The sequence below is a fragment of the Acinetobacter haemolyticus genome (assembly GCF_003323815.1).
In the GTDB taxonomy this organism is placed as follows: Bacteria; Pseudomonadota; Gammaproteobacteria; order Pseudomonadales; family Moraxellaceae; genus Acinetobacter; species Acinetobacter haemolyticus.
On sequence record NZ_CP030880.1, the window covers coordinates 451,757 to 467,540 of the forward strand.

General features: G+C 39.6%; 16 protein-coding genes, 1 tRNA gene and 2 pseudogenes. 9 read left to right on the plus strand and 10 right to left on the minus strand.

What is annotated here, in order from left to right:
* Nucleotides 1–84: 84 nt before the first annotated feature.
* A tRNA-Arg gene (locus DS737_RS02160) sits at nucleotides 85–161 on the plus strand.
* Nucleotides 162–210: 49 nt separating this feature from the next.
* On the opposite strand, the gene DS737_RS02165 is transcribed toward DS737_RS02160, so the two are convergent.
* The gene (locus tag DS737_RS02165; protein ID WP_113996656.1) at nucleotides 211–1,506 is read right to left on the minus strand and encodes an SRPBCC family protein; all 1,296 of its coding nucleotides are present in this window, start codon (nucleotides 1,504–1,506) and stop codon (nucleotides 211–213) included.
* A 155-nt stretch (nucleotides 1,507–1,661) separates the two neighbouring features.
* Here DS737_RS02165 and DS737_RS02170 point away from each other — a divergent pair, with 155 nt between their 5' ends.
* The 5 genes and pseudogenes from DS737_RS02170 to DS737_RS02190 all read left to right on the plus strand — a co-directional run bounded on the left by DS737_RS02170 (nucleotide 1,662) and on the right by DS737_RS02190 (nucleotide 4,841).
* Nucleotides 1,662–2,159 carry a YcxB family protein gene (locus tag DS737_RS02170; protein WP_113996657.1) on the plus strand — a complete coding sequence of 166 codons (498 nt, stop codon included), beginning with the start codon at nucleotides 1,662–1,664 and terminating at the stop codon, nucleotides 2,157–2,159.
* Between the two features lie 41 nt (nucleotides 2,160–2,200).
* Nucleotides 2,201–2,605: pseudogene (locus DS737_RS02175) on the plus strand (fumarylacetoacetate hydrolase family protein); the annotation flags it as partial.
* 36 nt (nucleotides 2,606–2,641) lie between these two features.
* Nucleotides 2,642–3,571, plus strand: coding sequence for an IS5-like element ISAba10 family transposase (locus DS737_RS02180; RefSeq protein ID WP_005274609.1), 930 nt, complete (start codon nucleotides 2,642–2,644; stop codon nucleotides 3,569–3,571).
* Nucleotides 3,572–3,625: 54 nt separating this feature from the next.
* A pseudogene (locus tag DS737_RS02185) lies at nucleotides 3,626–3,874 on the plus strand (fumarylacetoacetate hydrolase family protein); the annotation flags it as partial.
* Nucleotides 3,875–3,944: 70 nt separating this feature from the next.
* Nucleotides 3,945–4,841, plus strand: a complete 897-nt coding sequence (locus tag DS737_RS02190; RefSeq protein ID WP_113996658.1) for a polysaccharide deacetylase family protein — start codon at nucleotides 3,945–3,947, stop codon at nucleotides 4,839–4,841.
* Here the strand turns inward: DS737_RS02190 and DS737_RS02195 are convergent.
* Entirely contained in the window at nucleotides 4,836–5,642 is an 807-nt protein-coding gene (locus DS737_RS02195) for an AraC family transcriptional regulator (RefSeq protein ID WP_113996659.1), read from the minus strand. The two genes, DS737_RS02190 and DS737_RS02195, sit on opposite strands and share 6 nt — an antisense overlap.
* 107 nt (nucleotides 5,643–5,749) lie before the next feature.
* Here DS737_RS02195 and DS737_RS02200 point away from each other — a divergent pair, with 107 nt between their 5' ends.
* The gene (locus DS737_RS02200) at nucleotides 5,750–6,658 is read left to right on the plus strand and encodes a DMT family transporter (protein WP_113996660.1); all 909 of its coding nucleotides are present in this window, start codon (nucleotides 5,750–5,752) and stop codon (nucleotides 6,656–6,658) included.
* 27 nt (nucleotides 6,659–6,685) lie between these two features.
* Here DS737_RS02200 and DS737_RS02205 read toward each other — a convergent pair whose 3' ends face one another.
* Complete coding sequence (locus DS737_RS02205; protein ID WP_004640968.1) at nucleotides 6,686–7,936, minus strand: YihY family inner membrane protein; 1,251 nt, start codon at nucleotides 7,934–7,936, stop codon at nucleotides 6,686–6,688.
* Nucleotides 7,937–8,051: 115 nt separating this feature from the next.
* Between DS737_RS02205 and wrbA the strand changes: the two genes are divergently transcribed.
* A complete protein-coding gene (wrbA, locus tag DS737_RS02210) occupies nucleotides 8,052–8,642 on the plus strand; it encodes an NAD(P)H:quinone oxidoreductase (RefSeq protein ID WP_113996661.1) in 591 nt (196 codons plus the stop codon).
* 35 nt (nucleotides 8,643–8,677) lie between these two features.
* On the opposite strand, the gene lgt is transcribed toward wrbA, so the two are convergent.
* Entirely contained in the window at nucleotides 8,678–9,490 is an 813-nt protein-coding gene (gene lgt, locus DS737_RS02215) for a prolipoprotein diacylglyceryl transferase (protein WP_004640964.1), read from the minus strand.
* A gap of 106 nt (nucleotides 9,491–9,596) precedes the next feature.
* Between lgt and DS737_RS02220 the strand changes: the two genes are divergently transcribed.
* Nucleotides 9,597–10,379: an NRDE family protein gene (locus DS737_RS02220; protein ID WP_113996662.1), complete on the plus strand. Its 783-nt coding sequence runs from the start codon at nucleotides 9,597–9,599 to the stop codon at nucleotides 10,377–10,379.
* Between the two features lie 57 nt (nucleotides 10,380–10,436).
* Here the strand turns inward: DS737_RS02220 and DS737_RS02225 are convergent, their stop codons facing one another.
* The 6 genes from DS737_RS02225 to DS737_RS02250 form a co-directional block, all read right to left on the minus strand.
* Nucleotides 10,437–12,770 carry a PhoX family protein gene (locus DS737_RS02225; protein WP_113996663.1) on the minus strand — a complete coding sequence of 778 codons (2,334 nt, stop codon included), beginning with the start codon at nucleotides 12,768–12,770 and terminating at the stop codon, nucleotides 10,437–10,439.
* Nucleotides 12,771–12,943: 173 nt separating this feature from the next.
* The gene (gene tatC, locus DS737_RS02230) at nucleotides 12,944–13,657 is read right to left on the minus strand and encodes a twin-arginine translocase subunit TatC (protein WP_373868184.1); all 714 of its coding nucleotides are present in this window, start codon (nucleotides 13,655–13,657) and stop codon (nucleotides 12,944–12,946) included.
* Nucleotides 13,658–13,728: 71 nt separating this feature from the next.
* Nucleotides 13,729–14,178 (minus strand): Sec-independent protein translocase protein TatB, encoded by a 450-nt coding sequence (gene tatB, locus DS737_RS02235; protein WP_017395723.1) that lies wholly within the window; start codon nucleotides 14,176–14,178, stop codon nucleotides 13,729–13,731.
* A gap of 12 nt (nucleotides 14,179–14,190) precedes the next feature.
* Nucleotides 14,191–14,409, minus strand: a complete 219-nt coding sequence (gene tatA, locus DS737_RS02240) for a Sec-independent protein translocase subunit TatA (protein WP_004640952.1) — start codon at nucleotides 14,407–14,409, stop codon at nucleotides 14,191–14,193.
* 150 nt (nucleotides 14,410–14,559) lie between these two features.
* Nucleotides 14,560–15,183, minus strand: a complete 624-nt coding sequence (gene rdgB, locus DS737_RS02245; protein WP_113996664.1) for an RdgB/HAM1 family non-canonical purine NTP pyrophosphatase — start codon at nucleotides 15,181–15,183, stop codon at nucleotides 14,560–14,562.
* Between the two features lie 61 nt (nucleotides 15,184–15,244).
* On the minus strand, nucleotides 15,245–15,736 hold the full coding sequence (locus tag DS737_RS02250) for a hypothetical protein (RefSeq protein WP_008941232.1): 492 nt from the start codon (nucleotides 15,734–15,736) through the stop codon (nucleotides 15,245–15,247).
* Nucleotides 15,737–15,784: the final 48 nt, after the last annotated feature.

Sequence of the window (15,784 nt, forward strand, 5' to 3'; positions counted from 1 at the left end):
CAATCTATAGCCAGTTGATCATGATCGAGTGAAAAAGAGCTTATCAATTGAGAAAAAATACGTATAATGCCCAACATCAAATATGCGCTCATAGCTCAGCTGGATAGAGCACTTGGCTACGAACTAAGGGGTCGGGAGTTCGAATCTCTCTGAGCGCACCAATTTGAAAAAAGAAACCGCTTAAATGCGGTTTTTTTGTGCCTATTGCTTTTAGAGTTTGGTTCGTATTTTTTGTACAAACACGGTATTCCCACCAACGGCAGGTAACGTATCGTGATAAGGAAGGCTGCGCATCGCTCTTAATAAAAATGGTGCTTTTTCATCAATTTTCATAGCGGTCGTCATTTTAAATAAAGATCCTTGATTCACTGTATTTATCTGCATTCGCCCTTTGATATAGCGTAAATCTCCGCCATTGGCATGAAAGTTATTTTCGGTGGTCTGTGGGTAGTTAAACTGCAATTTAAAAGCAAATGGAATGTTAATTACACCTAAACCAACATTGACCTGAATATCGGCATCCTGACTTTGGTTTTGAATAGGTGTAGTGCTCACTTTTTTAATTTGACGTGGAAATAACTCTTTATAAGTCACTGGGGCAAGCCATTTTTGTAGTTGTTGAGGCGATTGCTTGTAGAACTGGTAGGTTGTCGTAAAGCGCATTGACTCCCGACCATGTGTATAAGCGATCGTAGTTGGGGAATGTAGAAAACTTACAGGTTGTTGAGCAGCTTGACTCAGTTGTGCAATTTTAACTAATTGGGCAGGTGTGAGTTGTGGAGAGGGTGTTTGACCTGCAGGAAGCGCGATAGGTGTGAGTGTGTTAAAACGTGTTCTTAATGATTCTAAGATAAAAGCTCCGCCGCTGCTGGGAATGCCAAGCTTCACTTCGGGAATCGCAGCTAGAATTTTTTTAACTAAAAAACCTTGAGGCTGATTTAGGTCACCCCATTGGGTTAGTGTGATTAATGTTCGATTTTCATCCAAAGCAAACCATTCAAATTTACCCACACCATAGGGTATAGGGGCATCAATCACCAGGGTTGAAATACTATTTTCAGTCAATTGGTGTTGCATGATGATATTTTCATTAAAGTTTAAAACAGGGATAGGGGTTGGTATCGAAACACGATATTTCATCTGTGTGATATTGCCAGATTGAGCTAATGTTTTCGCAGATTTCAGTGTGGGGAAAAGATCAACATATTGATTAAAGTCGGTCAGTGTTTTTTCAACCTGTTGTGCATTCACAGGAACAATCATCGCAGCTGTCGTAAAGTTTGCGGTTGGCTGAGGATTATTCTTTAGGGTCGGAACTGAGGTTTTTACGGCTGGGTGTCCGTAGATAAAAATATCATTTTGCGTATAACTTGCCAGAGTTTTTGGTTGATTTTGAAATGGTTGTATAGCACTCGGAATATTATCTGACCATGTAACAAGCTGTGCGAAGCTATACTGTATTGAACAATATAGAAAAATTGTAAATAGAGTGATAAAACGAGACATCACATTCCTTTGATTTTCTTTTGGTGATTCCAACTACAACAATTTATAACTTTTTTCTGCTAAGGAAATAGCCCTATTATGTAAAACGAGTCTGAATGATGAAAAACTGGTGTAATATCTATGCCTGTCTATGATCACCCGAATTGAAGTGTTATATGTCTGAACAGCGTCCAACCATATCCGCACGTTTTTATCTTAATCTGGAAGAATCTCAAGATGGCTTTGCTTTAGTCACTTTTGGCAAAAAACCGATTACTCGTTTTCTAACCCCCGCAATTAGCATCGCAATTATCCTTTGGGGAATTTATTTGGGGTTCACCGGAGTTGGTCGTTACTATGTGGCACTCGGTGTTTTCTTCTTGATCATGCAAGCGATCATGCGCTTTTGGTTATTGCCGCTGTTGTTTAAACGTCAATTTGTGCGCTATCAATTTGGGAAAAGTGAACAAGGTATTGACCTATATCAAGACTACTTTGAGTTATATGCTGCAGGGAAGAAACAAAAAGCACAATATAGTGAAGTTCAATCTTTCGTAATTGGCAAATTGACTTATATGCTGGAACTTAAAAACCAAACAGTCGTGATCGTACCCAAACGTGTTTTTACTAATCTAGCAGATCAAAATAAATTTGAAAATAGCTTTAAAAAATAGTTGTAAAAATAAATAACGGTTCAAAACAACAAGGAGTTTTCATGAATACACAGCCTTCAAAAATTGTTTGTGTGGGTAGAAATTATGCAGAGCACGCGAAAGAGTTGGGGAATGCTGTCCCAGATCGTCCGATTTTATTTATGAAACCACCAAGTAGCCTTGCTACGTTAGCACAAGGTGTCGCTTGGAATCAGGCCTTAGGCGAGTGTCACTATGAATGTGAAATTTGTTTGCAAATTGCACATCCTTTATCGCAAGAAACCGATAAGAACAAAGCATTAGAAGCAATTGGTGCGATTACGTTAGGTTTGGATTTAACTTTGCGTGATTTGCAAAGTGAATTGAAAAACAAAGGACAGCCTTGGGAGCGAGCAAAAGCGTTCGATGGTGCTTGTATATTGGCAGATTGGGTTGAAGCAGATGAAATCGGTGATTTACAAGGGCTTTGTTGCATAAATAAATTTCATCCCCATACATGTTAGATGAATACAGAATCAAAAAGCCGATACAAAACAACGAACTGGTCTGAGTACAATCAGGCTTTACGTCAACGGGGTGCTTTCACCATTTGGTTTGATCCCCAAATGCAATGGTCTGCAACACCTACTGGAAAAAAAGGACGTCAACCTACCTACACTGATATAGCAATTCAATTTGCCCTCACGATACGAAACCTGTTCCAACTGGCTTTACGCCAAACACAAGGTTTCATTCAAAGCCTTTTTCAAATGGCTCACCTCGACTGGAATGTTCCAGACTTCTCAACATTGAGTCGGCGAGCAGATAAGCTCCAGCCACTTCTACATAAATCAGCAAAAAATCCACAGGAAGACTTGCATATTTTAGTTGATAGCACAGGGATCAAAGTTACAGGTGATGGGGAATGGGTGCGTAAAAAACATGGCGTAAACCAACATCGTCAATGGCTGAAATTACATCTTGCGACAGATGCAAACAGTGGAGAAATACAAGCGGTTGAAGTCACGACCTGCCAATATGGTGATGCTGAAATCCTCCAACCTCTTTTAGATCAAATTGATGAACCCATTGCATCTGTCACGGCTGATGGTGCTTATGACACAGTGAATTGTTATGATGCGATTTTAAAACGGCAAGCAAATGTAATTATCCCTCCTCGTTCCAATGCTGCTTTATGGGCAGAAAATGAAATTGGTAAAGCAAGGAATCATGCAGTACAAGGCTGTTGGGACAAGGGTCAAAAGCAGTGGAAACGAGATATTGGTTATCATCGACGATCCCGAATAGAGGCTAAAATGTTTGCCTTGAAACGACTTGGACAAGGTGTATCTAGTCGATGCTTTAATCGTCAGGTGGTTGACTTGCAAATAAGAGTCGATATTTTGAATAAATTTACTCAACTTGGTACAGCTAAAACGGTGGCTGTTGCATAAATATCTGAAGATTAGAACAACTCTATCTTTCGTCTATTTGTGCAACAAAGCCATTTACAAGAATTAGAATTGGTTTTAATGATCAATGGCGAACAGCGTCAGCATGGTTTTAGTCGGGATATGTTGTTTGATATCGGAGCGCTATTGGTCGAAATTAATCAGTCATTTAGTTTACAAGCAGGTGATGTGATTATGACTGGTACGCCAGCTGGAGTAGGTGCTTTAAATCCAAATGATCAACTTACGATGAAATTAATTACTCAGTCTGGGGAATATGATTGGGATACCTTTGTTAAAGCATAAGAATGAGTGATATGGCGCTGATATCTAGGTATCAGCGTTTTTTTATGGGAAAAGAAATGAGAAAAATAGAATGAAAATAGGGCTATACCTGACACTGTTTTTGATCACCAGTTTCGTTCATGCGAAGCAGTTGGCCTTGAGTTTCGATGATGGGGTAAATCCTGATTTAAATGTTCAAGCCTTAACAATTAATCAGCATATTTTAGAGCAACTTCATCAACATCGAATCAAAAGTATTATTTACCCGAGTGTAATCAAGATTGGTGATTATGCAGGTGTACAGTTGGTTGCTGAATGGGGGAAACAAGGTCATCAAATTGGTAACCATAGTGAGCTTCATCTTAACTTAAATAAAGACAGCATCAGTAGCCAACAATACATTGATGGAATTCGACGAGCAGAACAAGTATTTCAACCGTTACAGGGCTGGGTTGCAAGATATCGTTATCCTTTTTTGAAAGAAGGCAATACCCAAGAAAAAAGAGATGCGGTTGTTGGGTATCTTAAACAGCATGACTATCAGTCGGGTGCAGTGAGTATTGATGCCAGTGATTGGTTTTATAACCAAAAATACTTGTCTTATCAAAAGCATCATCAGAGTGATCAGCTTGAGAAATTAAAGCAAGCATACATTTATCATTTGCTAGATCGAGCCAATTATTATGATCAGCTTGCAATAGATACAATTGGTTATTCACCAAAACATGTACTGTTATTACATGTAAATGCAATTAATGCGGCTTTTTTGGATGACGTGGTTCTGGCATTTCAACAACAGGGGTGGCAGTTGATTGATAGTGACAAGGCCTATACTGATCCAATGTACCAGCTATCGCCAACGGTTTTACCTGCTGGAGAAAGCATTATTTGGTCCTTGGCCAAACAGCAAGGACATGCGGACTTACGTTATCCAGCTGAAGATGCACCTTATGAGCAGGAAAATTTAAAACGGTTTGGCTTATTATAAGGAACTGCCTTGATATAATTTTCGAAATTGATCTGGGGTAAAGTGCATCCAACGTTTAAACATATAAATAAAGGCGGAAGAACTCGCATAACCCAAATCCAATGCAATATTTTCAATGGTTTTACCTTGATTGAGCATCGACATTGCTTTCATCACTTTGAGACGTTGCCGCCATTCGTGCAGCGACATGCCAAGCTCCTTTTGGCTATAACGCGCTAAGGTTCGTTCGGTCATATTTATCATTTCCGCAAGCTGCTGCAGGGTACTATTATCCGCTGGATATGCATGTAAGTGGCTTAATATTTTTGATAAGGCAGGATGTTGTGTGGTGGGTAAATAACTTCCGACCAGTTCAGCATGTGTGAGTGAATCTAATAATACTTGTAGTAAGCGTAAATATTCTGGGTCCTGTTCTGAAAATGGGTGTTTACGAATGTGCTCAAGCAACGCTGGAACCAATGGTGCAGTCAGTAAGATACCCGCTTGTTGAGGCATATTTTGGCACAAGTTTTCGTGTACATACAAAATGCAATGCGTGACCTCATGACGGTTGATCCCACTATGTTGTAAATGAGGAGGTAGCCAAATCCCATAAGGTGGGGGTGTAAGATAATGAATCTGGTCAATACTGACCTCCAGCACCCCATCAAAAGTATAAATAAACTCTCCCCATGCATGCGCATGTTTAGGATAAAAGGTTTCAGCGGGTGCATCGCGAATACGTAGCCACAATGATGCTGGAATATCATCACAGGCGGGTAGCTCCTGAAAATCTTGGATGCGATGTGCTGACTTTTTCATAATATGAGAATTGCCTGAAAATATGCATGCATTGTCTAAATCTCACTATATCATCAAAATAAGACAGCTTTATATTGGCTTTCTAATTATAAAATTGGGAGCTGGCAATGGATGAGCGTAAAACATTAGATGCACGAGCATCTGGTCTTATGATCGGACTCTGCATGATTTGGGGATTACAACAAGTCATTCTAAAAATGGCAGCTCCTGATATTTCTCCTCTTATGCAGATTGCACTGCGTTCGGGCTTAGCAGCAATTTTGTTATTGCCTTTATTGTATTTAGATAAAGCCGCTGAATTATTCAATCGCCAAAATCTTCAAGCGGGTGCTTTGGTTGCCTTTTTATTCTCTTTAGAATTCTTTTTGTTGGCGCAAGCATTGCAATGGACTTCTGCTTCACATGCAGTGGTATTGCTATATACCGCACCAATTTTCGTGGCGTTGGGTTTGCATTGGAAGTTACCTTCTGAGCGTTTAAGTTGGTTGCAATGGAGTGGTATTGCTCTGGCTTTTATTGGCATAGTGGTGACATTTATCCGAGGGCAATCAGGGACAGCTTCTGCGATTGAGCAACAAATGCTTTGGGGAGATTTGTTGGCATTGGCTGCTGGTATTGCTTGGGCAGCAACCACAATTACCGTACGCTTATCCTCATTGGCACAAGCTGCGGTGACACAGACTTTATTCTATCAATTGGCAGGTAGCTTTATTTTATTGTTTGGCTTGGCTGTATTTTTGGGGCAGGCAAGTATTCACTTTACCCCATTGGTAATTGGTAGTTTGGCATTCCATACCCTCGTGGTGTCTTTTGCGAGTTTTCTAGCTTGGTTTTGGTTGCTTAGAAATTATTTAGCTTCGCGCTTAGGCGTATTCTCTTTTTTAACCCCATTGTTTGGGATCATTTTCGGAGTATGGTTGCTCGATGAGAGAATTGAACCAAACTTCATTCTCGGTTCAATTCTGGTGTTAGCAGGGATTGTGGTGGTGAGTTTACAAGGTTGGTTAAGGAAATAAAAAAGACCTCAATACGAGGTCTTCTTGCTACTTCTGTTCAAAAATAGTGGATAACGGAATAGAAAGTTTAGCTGCTAAATAATCATTGCTTTCAATCAAGGCGGGTCCGATTTTTTCCATCCATTCATCATCTGCATGAACATTGGCAACATCATCTCGTAGTGGTAGTGGATATGGGAGTGCGGTGAAGAAACTCCAAAAATCAACCTGTGCTAAATTACGAACCAAGACATACTCATCATTGTCTGTACGTTTAATCAGATTTTGTGCTTCTAATTGCAGAATATATGAAGGTAAACGCCCCAGCTCACCACGACCTACGATATCAAGTAGCTCATGCTCACTTACACTATTTCCAACTTGTTGCTTCTTATAAAACAGCTCTAAGATATCTAATAACATCATGATTGGATGACGCTTTTGTTCCTTACCTGAATGAAATGCGGTTAGTGCATAGCTGATTTCCACACCGAGTAAAATAATATTCCACGACAAGAAAATCCAAAGCAGAAAAATAGGGACAGCAGCAAAAGCACCATACACAATTTCATAGCTGGTGAAGTTACTCATAATCCAGCCAAAGAGACGTTTTAAGACTTCAAACACTGTCGCACTAAAACATGCTGCGATCATAGCTGAGTAAATCGGGACATTGCGATTCGGTATGGTCCAATACAAAATGAAAAAACCAATAATGGTTAATAAAAATGAAATTAACCATAAAAGAAAAGCACCGTTTAGCTGATAACCTGCGAAGTTATTGCTTAAGATATTCATTGAGGCAACTGTAGAGGAGAGTACGAATGCGCTCCCTAATAAAATCGGACCTAAAGAAATAATGGTCCAATAGCGCATAAAACCGACCAAGCCCGTACGCGTTTCTTTGACACGCCAAATACGATTAAAAACATTCTCAATCGATGACAGCATTAATACCGTTGTGACAAATAGAAACAAGATACCAATAATAGTTAGGTTGCTCGATTTATCAGTAAAGGCACTTAAGGCTTTATCGAAGGCAATGGTGCTTTTAGGTAAAAAATTGCTATAAATCAATTGCTGTAGTTGTTGTCGTGCTGGTTCTAATGCTTTGATGGAAGAAATAATCACCAAAAACACAGTCAGCATTGGGACGACCGCAAATAATGTGGTATAGGTCAAGGATCCTGCTTGTTCTCGACAGCGATCAGCCTCAAAACGGCGCAATACAAAGACAATAAATTGAAACCATGTTTTTTCTAAAAAATTCAGTTTTTTTAGATAACGGTTTAAGATCATGGAGATATCCTAGTTATTTTTCATCAAGATCTTGGTGAGTGCACAAGATCAACAACAGCTAAAAAAGGTAAAAATGTCGTATAGTGTTCTTAACTTAGCAAAATTATGAAAAGTGATGCAACCTTACGTTCTTGTACTTTATTACAGCAAATATGGTTCTACTCGACAAATGGCTCATTTAATTGCGGATGGAATCGAGTCAGCAGGGGTGAATGCTCGGATTCGAACAGTACCGAATCTTGCAACTGTTGTAACAGAGGCACAATCGAGTATACCGGCAGATGGCGATATATATTGTAGCTTAGATGATCTGGCTCATTGTTCTGGTTTAGCTTTGGGTTCACCCACTCGATTTGGCAATATGGCCAGTGAGATGAAATATTTCTGGGACCAGACTACCAGTTTATGGCTCAATGGTGCTTTGCATAATAAACCTGCTTGTGTTTTTACCTCTTCGGGTTCAATGCACGGTGGACAAGAAAGTACATTATTGACGATGTTACCACCGCTATTTCACCATGGTATGATGATTTTAGGTCTTCCTAACTCTATTCCTGCATTATCGAATACCAAAACGGGGGGTACGCCGTATGGTGCCAGCCATGTCAGTGGGCCACGTCATGATCAAAGTCTGAGTCAGGATGAAAAAACCTTGTGTGAAGCTCAAGGTAAACGCTTAGGTGAACTGGTTAAAAAGCTCATTTGAATGAATAATGGGAGCCAAAGCTCCCATTGTTTTGTTTATTTTTTCAATTGCCAATCATAGATATTTTTACGATAAGCATACCAAATCATCCAAAGACCAATAATAATCATTGGGAAGCTTAGAATTTGTCCTTTGGTCATCCAACCAAATAAGATGAATCCTTGATCTGCATCGGGTTGACGGAAGAATTCCATAAAGAAACGTGCTACGCCATATCCAACTAAGAATACTGCTGAAACGGCCATACGTGGTCGAGGTTTAGAGCTAAACCACCATAAAATGATGAAGAGTAATAAACCTTCACACAATGCTTGATAGATTTGTGATGGATGGCGTACCAGCCCCAAAGGGTCTGTTGGGAAAATCATACCAAATGGATAACTTGGGTCTTGAACTTGACGACCATACAGTTCACCACCAATGAAATTACCAATACGACCAAACATTAAACCTGTCGGTACACAAGGTGCGATAAAATCCAGTGTTTGAAACCATGTTTTTTGGTATTTCTTGCACCAAAATAACATGGCAATCATTACACCAAGAAAACCACCATGAAAACTCATGCCGCCTGTCCAAACTTGGAATAGCCATAGTGGGTTTTCTAAGAATTTTCCAAATTCGTAAAACAGGACGTACCCCACACGACCACCAAGTACAACACCTAGCGCACCGTAAAAAACGAGATCTGAAACCATGTCTCCTGTCCAGCCATCACGCTGCTTAGCGCGATAAGAGGCAAGTCCCCATGCACATAAAAACGCCAATAAATACATGAGTCCATACCAATGCACTTGTACTGGTCCCAAGCTCAGTGCAACTGGGTCTATATTTGGATAGGTCAGCATTGCTGTTCCTCAATTTAGAATTTGAAATTAAGTTTTGAACAGATTGTAGCGGAATGATGTGAAAAATGTTGTACATTCAATGTGTAAAGATGTGAGAACAAAATCAATGTGTATTGTCGCTTTTGCATGGCATGTTCTTGAAGACATGCCGCTTTGCTTAATTTCAAATCGAGATGAGTTTTATCATCGCCCGAGTGCTTGTTTACATGCTTGGGAAAATAGCAGCATTATTGCTGGACAAGATTTACAGTCAGGCGGGACATGGATGGGGATAACTGCATCTGGGCGCTGGGCGATTGTAACTAACTTTCGTAATGGTCGAGATAAAAATCAATATCAAACCTCAAGAGGTCATTTGATACAGACCTTTTTAGAAAGCGACTTAACTCCGATTCGTTTTGCGCAGCAGTTAGAATTAAAACAACAAGAATACGCGGGTTTTAACTTATTTGTAGGTGATCGAGAGCAAGCCGTTTATATGAGTAATCGCGGCGAAGCACCACAAGTTCTTGCCAATGGTGTTTATGTTGTTTCGAATGGTTTAATGTCTGAAGATTGGGAAAAAACCAAACATTTACGTAAACGCTTTACTCAAGAGTTTTTACCGATGTTACAACAGCCGAATATGACTGAAGCTGCACTGCATTCTACAGTTTGGGATATTTTGGAGGATGAGCGTAAGGTGATACCCGATTTGCTCCCCGATACAGGGATTAATGCTGAAATGGAGGCTTTATTGTCTTCGACATTTATTCAAAGTCCAATCTACGGAACACGATGTTCTAACTTTTTGCGTATGCGTCAGCAACAATGGCTATGGACAGAGAAAGCACAACAAGGTGAGCAACAGGGGGAGGTTGTGGAGCAAAAAATCAGTTTGTTGAAATAAAAAACCATGCTATCCGAAAATAGCATGGCTTGAATCTACTTTTAAAACTAAGCAGTTTTATCCAACAATTACACCGCCATCTTTACGAGTGATCACCACTGTTGCAGAGCGTGGACGGGCCGTGGTGTTATTCGGGTCAGTTTGAGTTGCAGGCCAGTTACTAGTTGGTGCTGCATAACTTTTAGCATCTTCACCTGGGTGCTGAACGTTGATGAAGATAGCTTTGTAATCAGGGGTCATCGTTACACCTGTGATCTCACATTCTTTTGGACCTGTGAGGAAACGACGAAGATTTTCATCATTCACTTTTGCCCCAACGATGGTTTCAGTCCCATTCGATGTTGTTGCCTTGCTACCATCGTTCAGTTGACCTGGTAGTGCTGCCAGCATCATACAGTTCGTAACATCCGTATATGCACCATCGTCAGTTTGAATCCACAATACACCGCGTGGGTCAAACCACATGCCATCTGGTGATGAGAAGTCATTGCTATCAGTTAAACCAGAAAGGTTAATGTTTGATGCCATTGCTGCTTCTGCACCAAATAAGTAGATATCCCATTTGAAGCTTTCAGCTGTGGTTTTATCCTCAGCTTCACGGAAGCGAATGATGTGGCCATTCACATTACCTTTTTGTAAGGTCGTGCCCGCTTTTAGATCTTCATATTGACGAGGGTTCGCTGCATCTGTTGGATAGCTTGAACCACGATTCGAGTTATTGGTGAGAGTCACATAAACTTCGCCATTGACAGGGTTGACTGCACACCATTCAGGACGATCCATTTTTGTTGCACCAACAGAATCTGCTGCCAAACGTGCAAAAGTTACGACATCTGCCTGTGATTTAAATGGATAGACAGGATTGCTTTCTGTTAAGCCATTCTTACCATAGCTTAACTCTAACCACTGACCTGTACCATCAGCATTGAATTTAGCAACATAGAATTTACCGCTGTTCATATATTTATCACCAGCGCGGTAACCGCCGTTGATATCTTTTGGATCCCACTTAGCATCGGATACAAATTTATAGATATACTCACCGCGTGAGTCATCACCCATATAAAAAGCTAGGTTCTGACCTTCAATGACGCGGCTAGTACGGCAGTCTTCATGAGCAAAACGTCCAAGAGCAGTACGTTTTACAGGTGCTTGGCGGCTATCAAATGGATCGATTTCGACCATCCAACCAAAAGTATTTGGTGCATTGCGGTAATCTTGTCCTGCATTAGCTGCTTTTACATCAGCATTCCAACGATCATAAAGATCTTGGGATTCAACTTGACCTTGTGCAGTTTCCCAACCATAGCGTGAATTTGTATTTAAATATTGAATTCGCCCTTGTTCATCTAAGTTTGGTATTTTATTTTTTTGAGCATCTAAGATATAAATAATTTCGCCTTTTTCATTCTTCTTTGGCGTCCCATCTGGATTTTTTTCATATTGATAATCAATAGATAGACCTAAACCATAGCGTTTGAGCGCAATCTCTTCTGTTGCAGTACGTTGGTATTTATCAGTCCCTGAACGTTGGAAGTAACCAATGAAGTTTTCTTCAGTAGTGAGGTAAGTTCCCCATGGCGTGTAGCCATTACCACAGTTGTTATGTGTACCACGGGTTTGTACACCCGATGGTGAGAACTTAGTCGCAAGTAATGCATTACCCGCAGCAGGACCAGCAAACTCCATTAGAGTCGAACCAGTAATACGACGGTTATAAACTGAGTTTTTGACCAACTCAACTTTTTGAGTTTTGGTGTCTTTCTTTACATGAATGATCGAGACGCCGTGAGCATTTACCTCACGGATTACTTCATCTTCTGGACGGCGGCCATCGACTTTAGTTGGTCCTTTAGGATGCAAGAATGTTGGATTGATATATTCATGATTTAGAACCAACAAACCATCATTTGACTGCTGTTCATCATAACGACCTGTTGCAGTATTTAGACCAAAATAACTCATCCCGTCATGACAGTCGCCTGAACGGAATTGGAAACTTGGACCTGATGGAATATTGTTGTCATCCCATTCTGCGTATGTTGGATTGATTGAGTCACCTAAAGCATACAGAACATGTGCTTCATAACCTTCAGGTACAGTCACGATATCGTTTAGATTTTTAGGCACTGTAGTGAAGTTTAATTTTTCAGGTTTCTTATTTGGGTCAATAGGAGGGTTGGTTCCGCCGTTATTATTATTTGATTTATTATCGTTGTCATTGCAGCCAGTTAAAGTTGATGCCAAAGTCAGTGCGACAGCACCGCTTGCAGTTTTAGTGATGAGGCTACGGCGGTTAATATGTTGTTCTAAAATGTCACGGAAATGAACATTTGTAGACGTGTTATTATCCAGTTCTTGGTCTTCATGATATGGCGTCAGCTGTGTCATGGAATCATCCTAAGTTTATATGTGCGATAAAAAATTTCCCGCCTTTAACTTAGTTTTTAATTGTGACGCTGCCTTGACAGTTATGTGACAAATACATTAAAAATCAATAAATAATAAAACGTTTAGTCAAAAAAACAGGTGCTAGACCTGTTCTAAAATTGGATCATTTAAGTCTAAGCTGTTGCTTTTGATTTTTCTAGAACTTTGCCTAATAAGAGACCAAGTTCAAACAATAACCACATTGGAACGGCGAGCATAATCATTGAAATAGCGTCAGGTGGGGTAACAAACATCGAAATGAAAAAACATCCCACGATAATAAATCGTCTTTTCTCAACTAAACTTTGCGTGCTGACAACACCGATTAAGATCAGTAACAAGGTAACGACTGGAATCTCAAAGGTCAGACCGAAGACTAAGAAAAGTTTTAAGCAGAAAGCCAAATAACTATTAATATCGGTCATTGGTGCCACTGTTTCGGGTGAGACACTGATGAAAAAATGTAAAATTGAAGGTAAAGCAATAAAATAAGCAAAGGCAATACCCAAATAAAACAAGCAAATACTACTCACTAAGATCGGGAGAGCTAAAGATTTCTCTTTTTCATATAGGGCAGGTTTAGCGAAAGACCAAATCTGATAAATGATATAAGGCATAACCAGCATTAATGCTACGAAGAAATTTAGTTTGAAAGGTGCCATAAATGTTGCCGTAACATCCGTTGCAATCATGGATGAACTTACAGGCAACTGAGCTCGTAACGGTTCAGAGAGTATTTGATAAGTACGATTGGCAAAGGGCAGTAAACAGAAAAAAAGTAACAGAATGGCAGCGACGATTTTAAATAAATGTTGTCGCAGAATCATCAAATGCTTGGTGATTGGCATTTCCTCAAGCTTAACATCTTGTTCTTGCTCACCCAAAGAAGACTGGGGAAGTTGAGAGCTAGAGGGTGAACTCATACTGCTACCTTTAATTCTGGAACCGAAGTTGTTTGTTCTAATGATGAAGTTGATACCGATGTATGCAATAGGGCAAATTTCGGAAGGTAAATCACAGGCAATGGTTGACGAATGTGGTGGTAGACCACCTGAATCTGACATTTTTGCGTAGCAGCTTTTTGAGAATCTTCTTGAAGCGAGACCTTTTGCTGCTCAAATGCTGTCATTTGCGCCTGCATTTTTTGTTCAAGCTCAGCAATGCGTTGCATTTCTTGCTGCATTTGCTCTCGTAGTTCGGACAGACGTAATTCACGATCTATGTCATTTTGAACATTGCTAACCGTACGTTTAATTTTTGCGTACCATTTCCCAACGAATCGGGCAGCTTCAGGTAATTTATCTGGCCCTAGGACAAGTAAGGCGATAATGCCGAACGCTAGGAGTTCGGACATTCCCAAATTCAGCATAATGGTGCTCGCTTAGCTTTTTATTGAGCTTTCAGAATTTTTTACTTGAGCGTCGATGGTACGTGGTTCATTTAGAGAAGCTGTAGTTTCTTCTTCATCTTTCATCGACTTTTTGAAATCTTTAACGGCACCACCAACATCTTTACCCAGATTTTTTAGTTTTGATGTACCGAATAGTAAAATAACCACGATTGCAAAAATGAGCACGTGCCAAATAGATAAACCAGCCATAACCGTTTCCTCTTAAAATTTAGCTCTATCTCAACAGGTTGGCGTGACAAAGATGTGACATTTATATTGCAATTTTAAGACAATGAGGATGGTAGATGGTTTTGCAAAAGGGATAGAAACCTGAATAGATGATTCAGGTTTCTATAAATATTAACTTAGACTTACTTTAAAAAGTTGCATCGCTTGACCACGATGGCTGATTTTATTTTTATCTGTTTTGCTTAATTCGGCACTGGATAGATTAAGTTCTGGCAGCCAAAATAGTGGATCGTAACCAAAACCATTTTCACCACGCGCAGCTGCTAAAATCTCACCTTTCCATATGCCTTGGAAAATCTGCGGTAGAGGGTCTTCTGCATGTGTCACAAGTGCAAGTACGCACACGAACATACCATCTATGCTTTCGCCATTTTTGCGGAAGGGAATGAGATCAGCCAAAAGCTTTTCATTGTTCGCTGTATCATTGCCATGTTCACCTGCATATCGTGCAGAATAGATCCCAGGTGCACCACTTAAAATTGGGACGCATAGACCTGAGTCATCCGCAATCGCTGGTTTTCCTGAAAGTTTAGATGCATGGCGCGCTTTGATAATCGCATTTTCAACAAAACTTAGACCATCTTCGATGGCATCTTCAATATCCAGTTTACCTTGAGGAATGATTTCGACAGGTAGATCGAGTTGTTGAAATAGGTGCTCAAATTCTGCAATTTTACCTTTGTTGTTACTTGCAAGCACAAGGCTGCCTTGATTAAGCCATGATGGAATAGACATATATATTTTAGATCAGCTCATATTGAGTGGAATTTTAGGGCTTTTTGCATAAAGAGGATAGTCAAGAATTATTGCTTGATTCTTGGTGTGATGTCTCTGAACAAAAGGTTTCTAAATCAGCCAATAGTTCCTGAAAGACAGCTTCTGGTTCAGTTTGATTATATCTTTCTAATGAAGGATCAAATTGGTCATCATAATAATTTAATAAATCATAGAGTTCTTCATTTTTTAATTGCTGAGCCAAACAAAAAAGTTTATAAAAAAATGGATAAAAATCACTTTGTGTTTGGGTTAAATTTACTTTTTTTGAGAGATACTCCTCTAATAATGTCTGAATCATATTTTTGGTTAGATTTAAATCAAAAATTATTTTGGATATTTGTTTAAAATAATCTTTAATCTGCTCAGGTGTTGATAAGAAACAGAGTTCTAATGCGAGATCATTAGACGGATTTTTTTCTAATGTTTCAATTGCCCACCTTTGGATTTCTTTTGGTGTTATTGTTTCTAATTCTAGTTTTGCTTTGAATATCGCTTTTTCTATATCGCTCATTTAGTACAGTTAATATAAGAATGAATGCTATAACTATAATGAAAAAAC

What these genes read in the sequence shown, in the direction of transcription:
- rdgB (WP_113996664.1), bottom strand. Translation starts at nt 15,183, where the DNA reads ATGTCTATTCCATCATGGCTTAATCAAGGCAGCCTTGTGCTTGCAAGT.
- tatB (WP_017395723.1), bottom strand. Translation starts at nt 14,178, where the DNA reads ATGCTGAATTTGGGAATGTCCGAACTCCTAGCGTTCGGCATTATCGCC.
- DS737_RS02205 (WP_004640968.1), bottom strand. Translation starts at nt 7,936, where the DNA reads ATGATCTTAAACCGTTATCTAAAAAAACTGAATTTTTTAGAAAAAACA.
- DS737_RS02220 (WP_113996662.1), top strand. Translation starts at nt 9,597, where the DNA reads ATGTGTATTGTCGCTTTTGCATGGCATGTTCTTGAAGACATGCCGCTT.
- DS737_RS02180 (WP_005274609.1), top strand. Translation starts at nt 2,642, where the DNA reads ATGAATACAGAATCAAAAAGCCGATACAAAACAACGAACTGGTCTGAG.
- DS737_RS02195 (WP_113996659.1), bottom strand. Translation starts at nt 5,642, where the DNA reads ATGAAAAAGTCAGCACATCGCATCCAAGATTTTCAGGAGCTACCCGCC.
- tatA (WP_004640952.1), bottom strand. Translation starts at nt 14,409, where the DNA reads ATGGCTGGTTTATCTATTTGGCACGTGCTCATTTTTGCAATCGTGGTT.
- DS737_RS02190 (WP_113996658.1), top strand. Translation starts at nt 3,945, where the DNA reads ATGAAAATAGGGCTATACCTGACACTGTTTTTGATCACCAGTTTCGTT.
- wrbA (WP_113996661.1), top strand. Translation starts at nt 8,052, where the DNA reads ATGCAACCTTACGTTCTTGTACTTTATTACAGCAAATATGGTTCTACT.
- DS737_RS02165 (WP_113996656.1), bottom strand. Translation starts at nt 1,506, where the DNA reads ATGTCTCGTTTTATCACTCTATTTACAATTTTTCTATATTGTTCAATA.
- DS737_RS02250 (WP_008941232.1), bottom strand. Translation starts at nt 15,736, where the DNA reads ATGAGCGATATAGAAAAAGCGATATTCAAAGCAAAACTAGAATTAGAA.
- DS737_RS02170 (WP_113996657.1), top strand. Translation starts at nt 1,662, where the DNA reads ATGTCTGAACAGCGTCCAACCATATCCGCACGTTTTTATCTTAATCTG.
- lgt (WP_004640964.1), bottom strand. Translation starts at nt 9,490, where the DNA reads ATGCTGACCTATCCAAATATAGACCCAGTTGCACTGAGCTTGGGACCA.
- DS737_RS02200 (WP_113996660.1), top strand. Translation starts at nt 5,750, where the DNA reads ATGGATGAGCGTAAAACATTAGATGCACGAGCATCTGGTCTTATGATC.
- DS737_RS02225 (WP_113996663.1), bottom strand. Translation starts at nt 12,770, where the DNA reads ATGACACAGCTGACGCCATATCATGAAGACCAAGAACTGGATAATAAC.
- tatC (WP_373868184.1), bottom strand. Translation starts at nt 13,657, where the DNA reads ATGCCAATCACCAAGCATTTGATGATTCTGCGACAACATTTATTTAAA.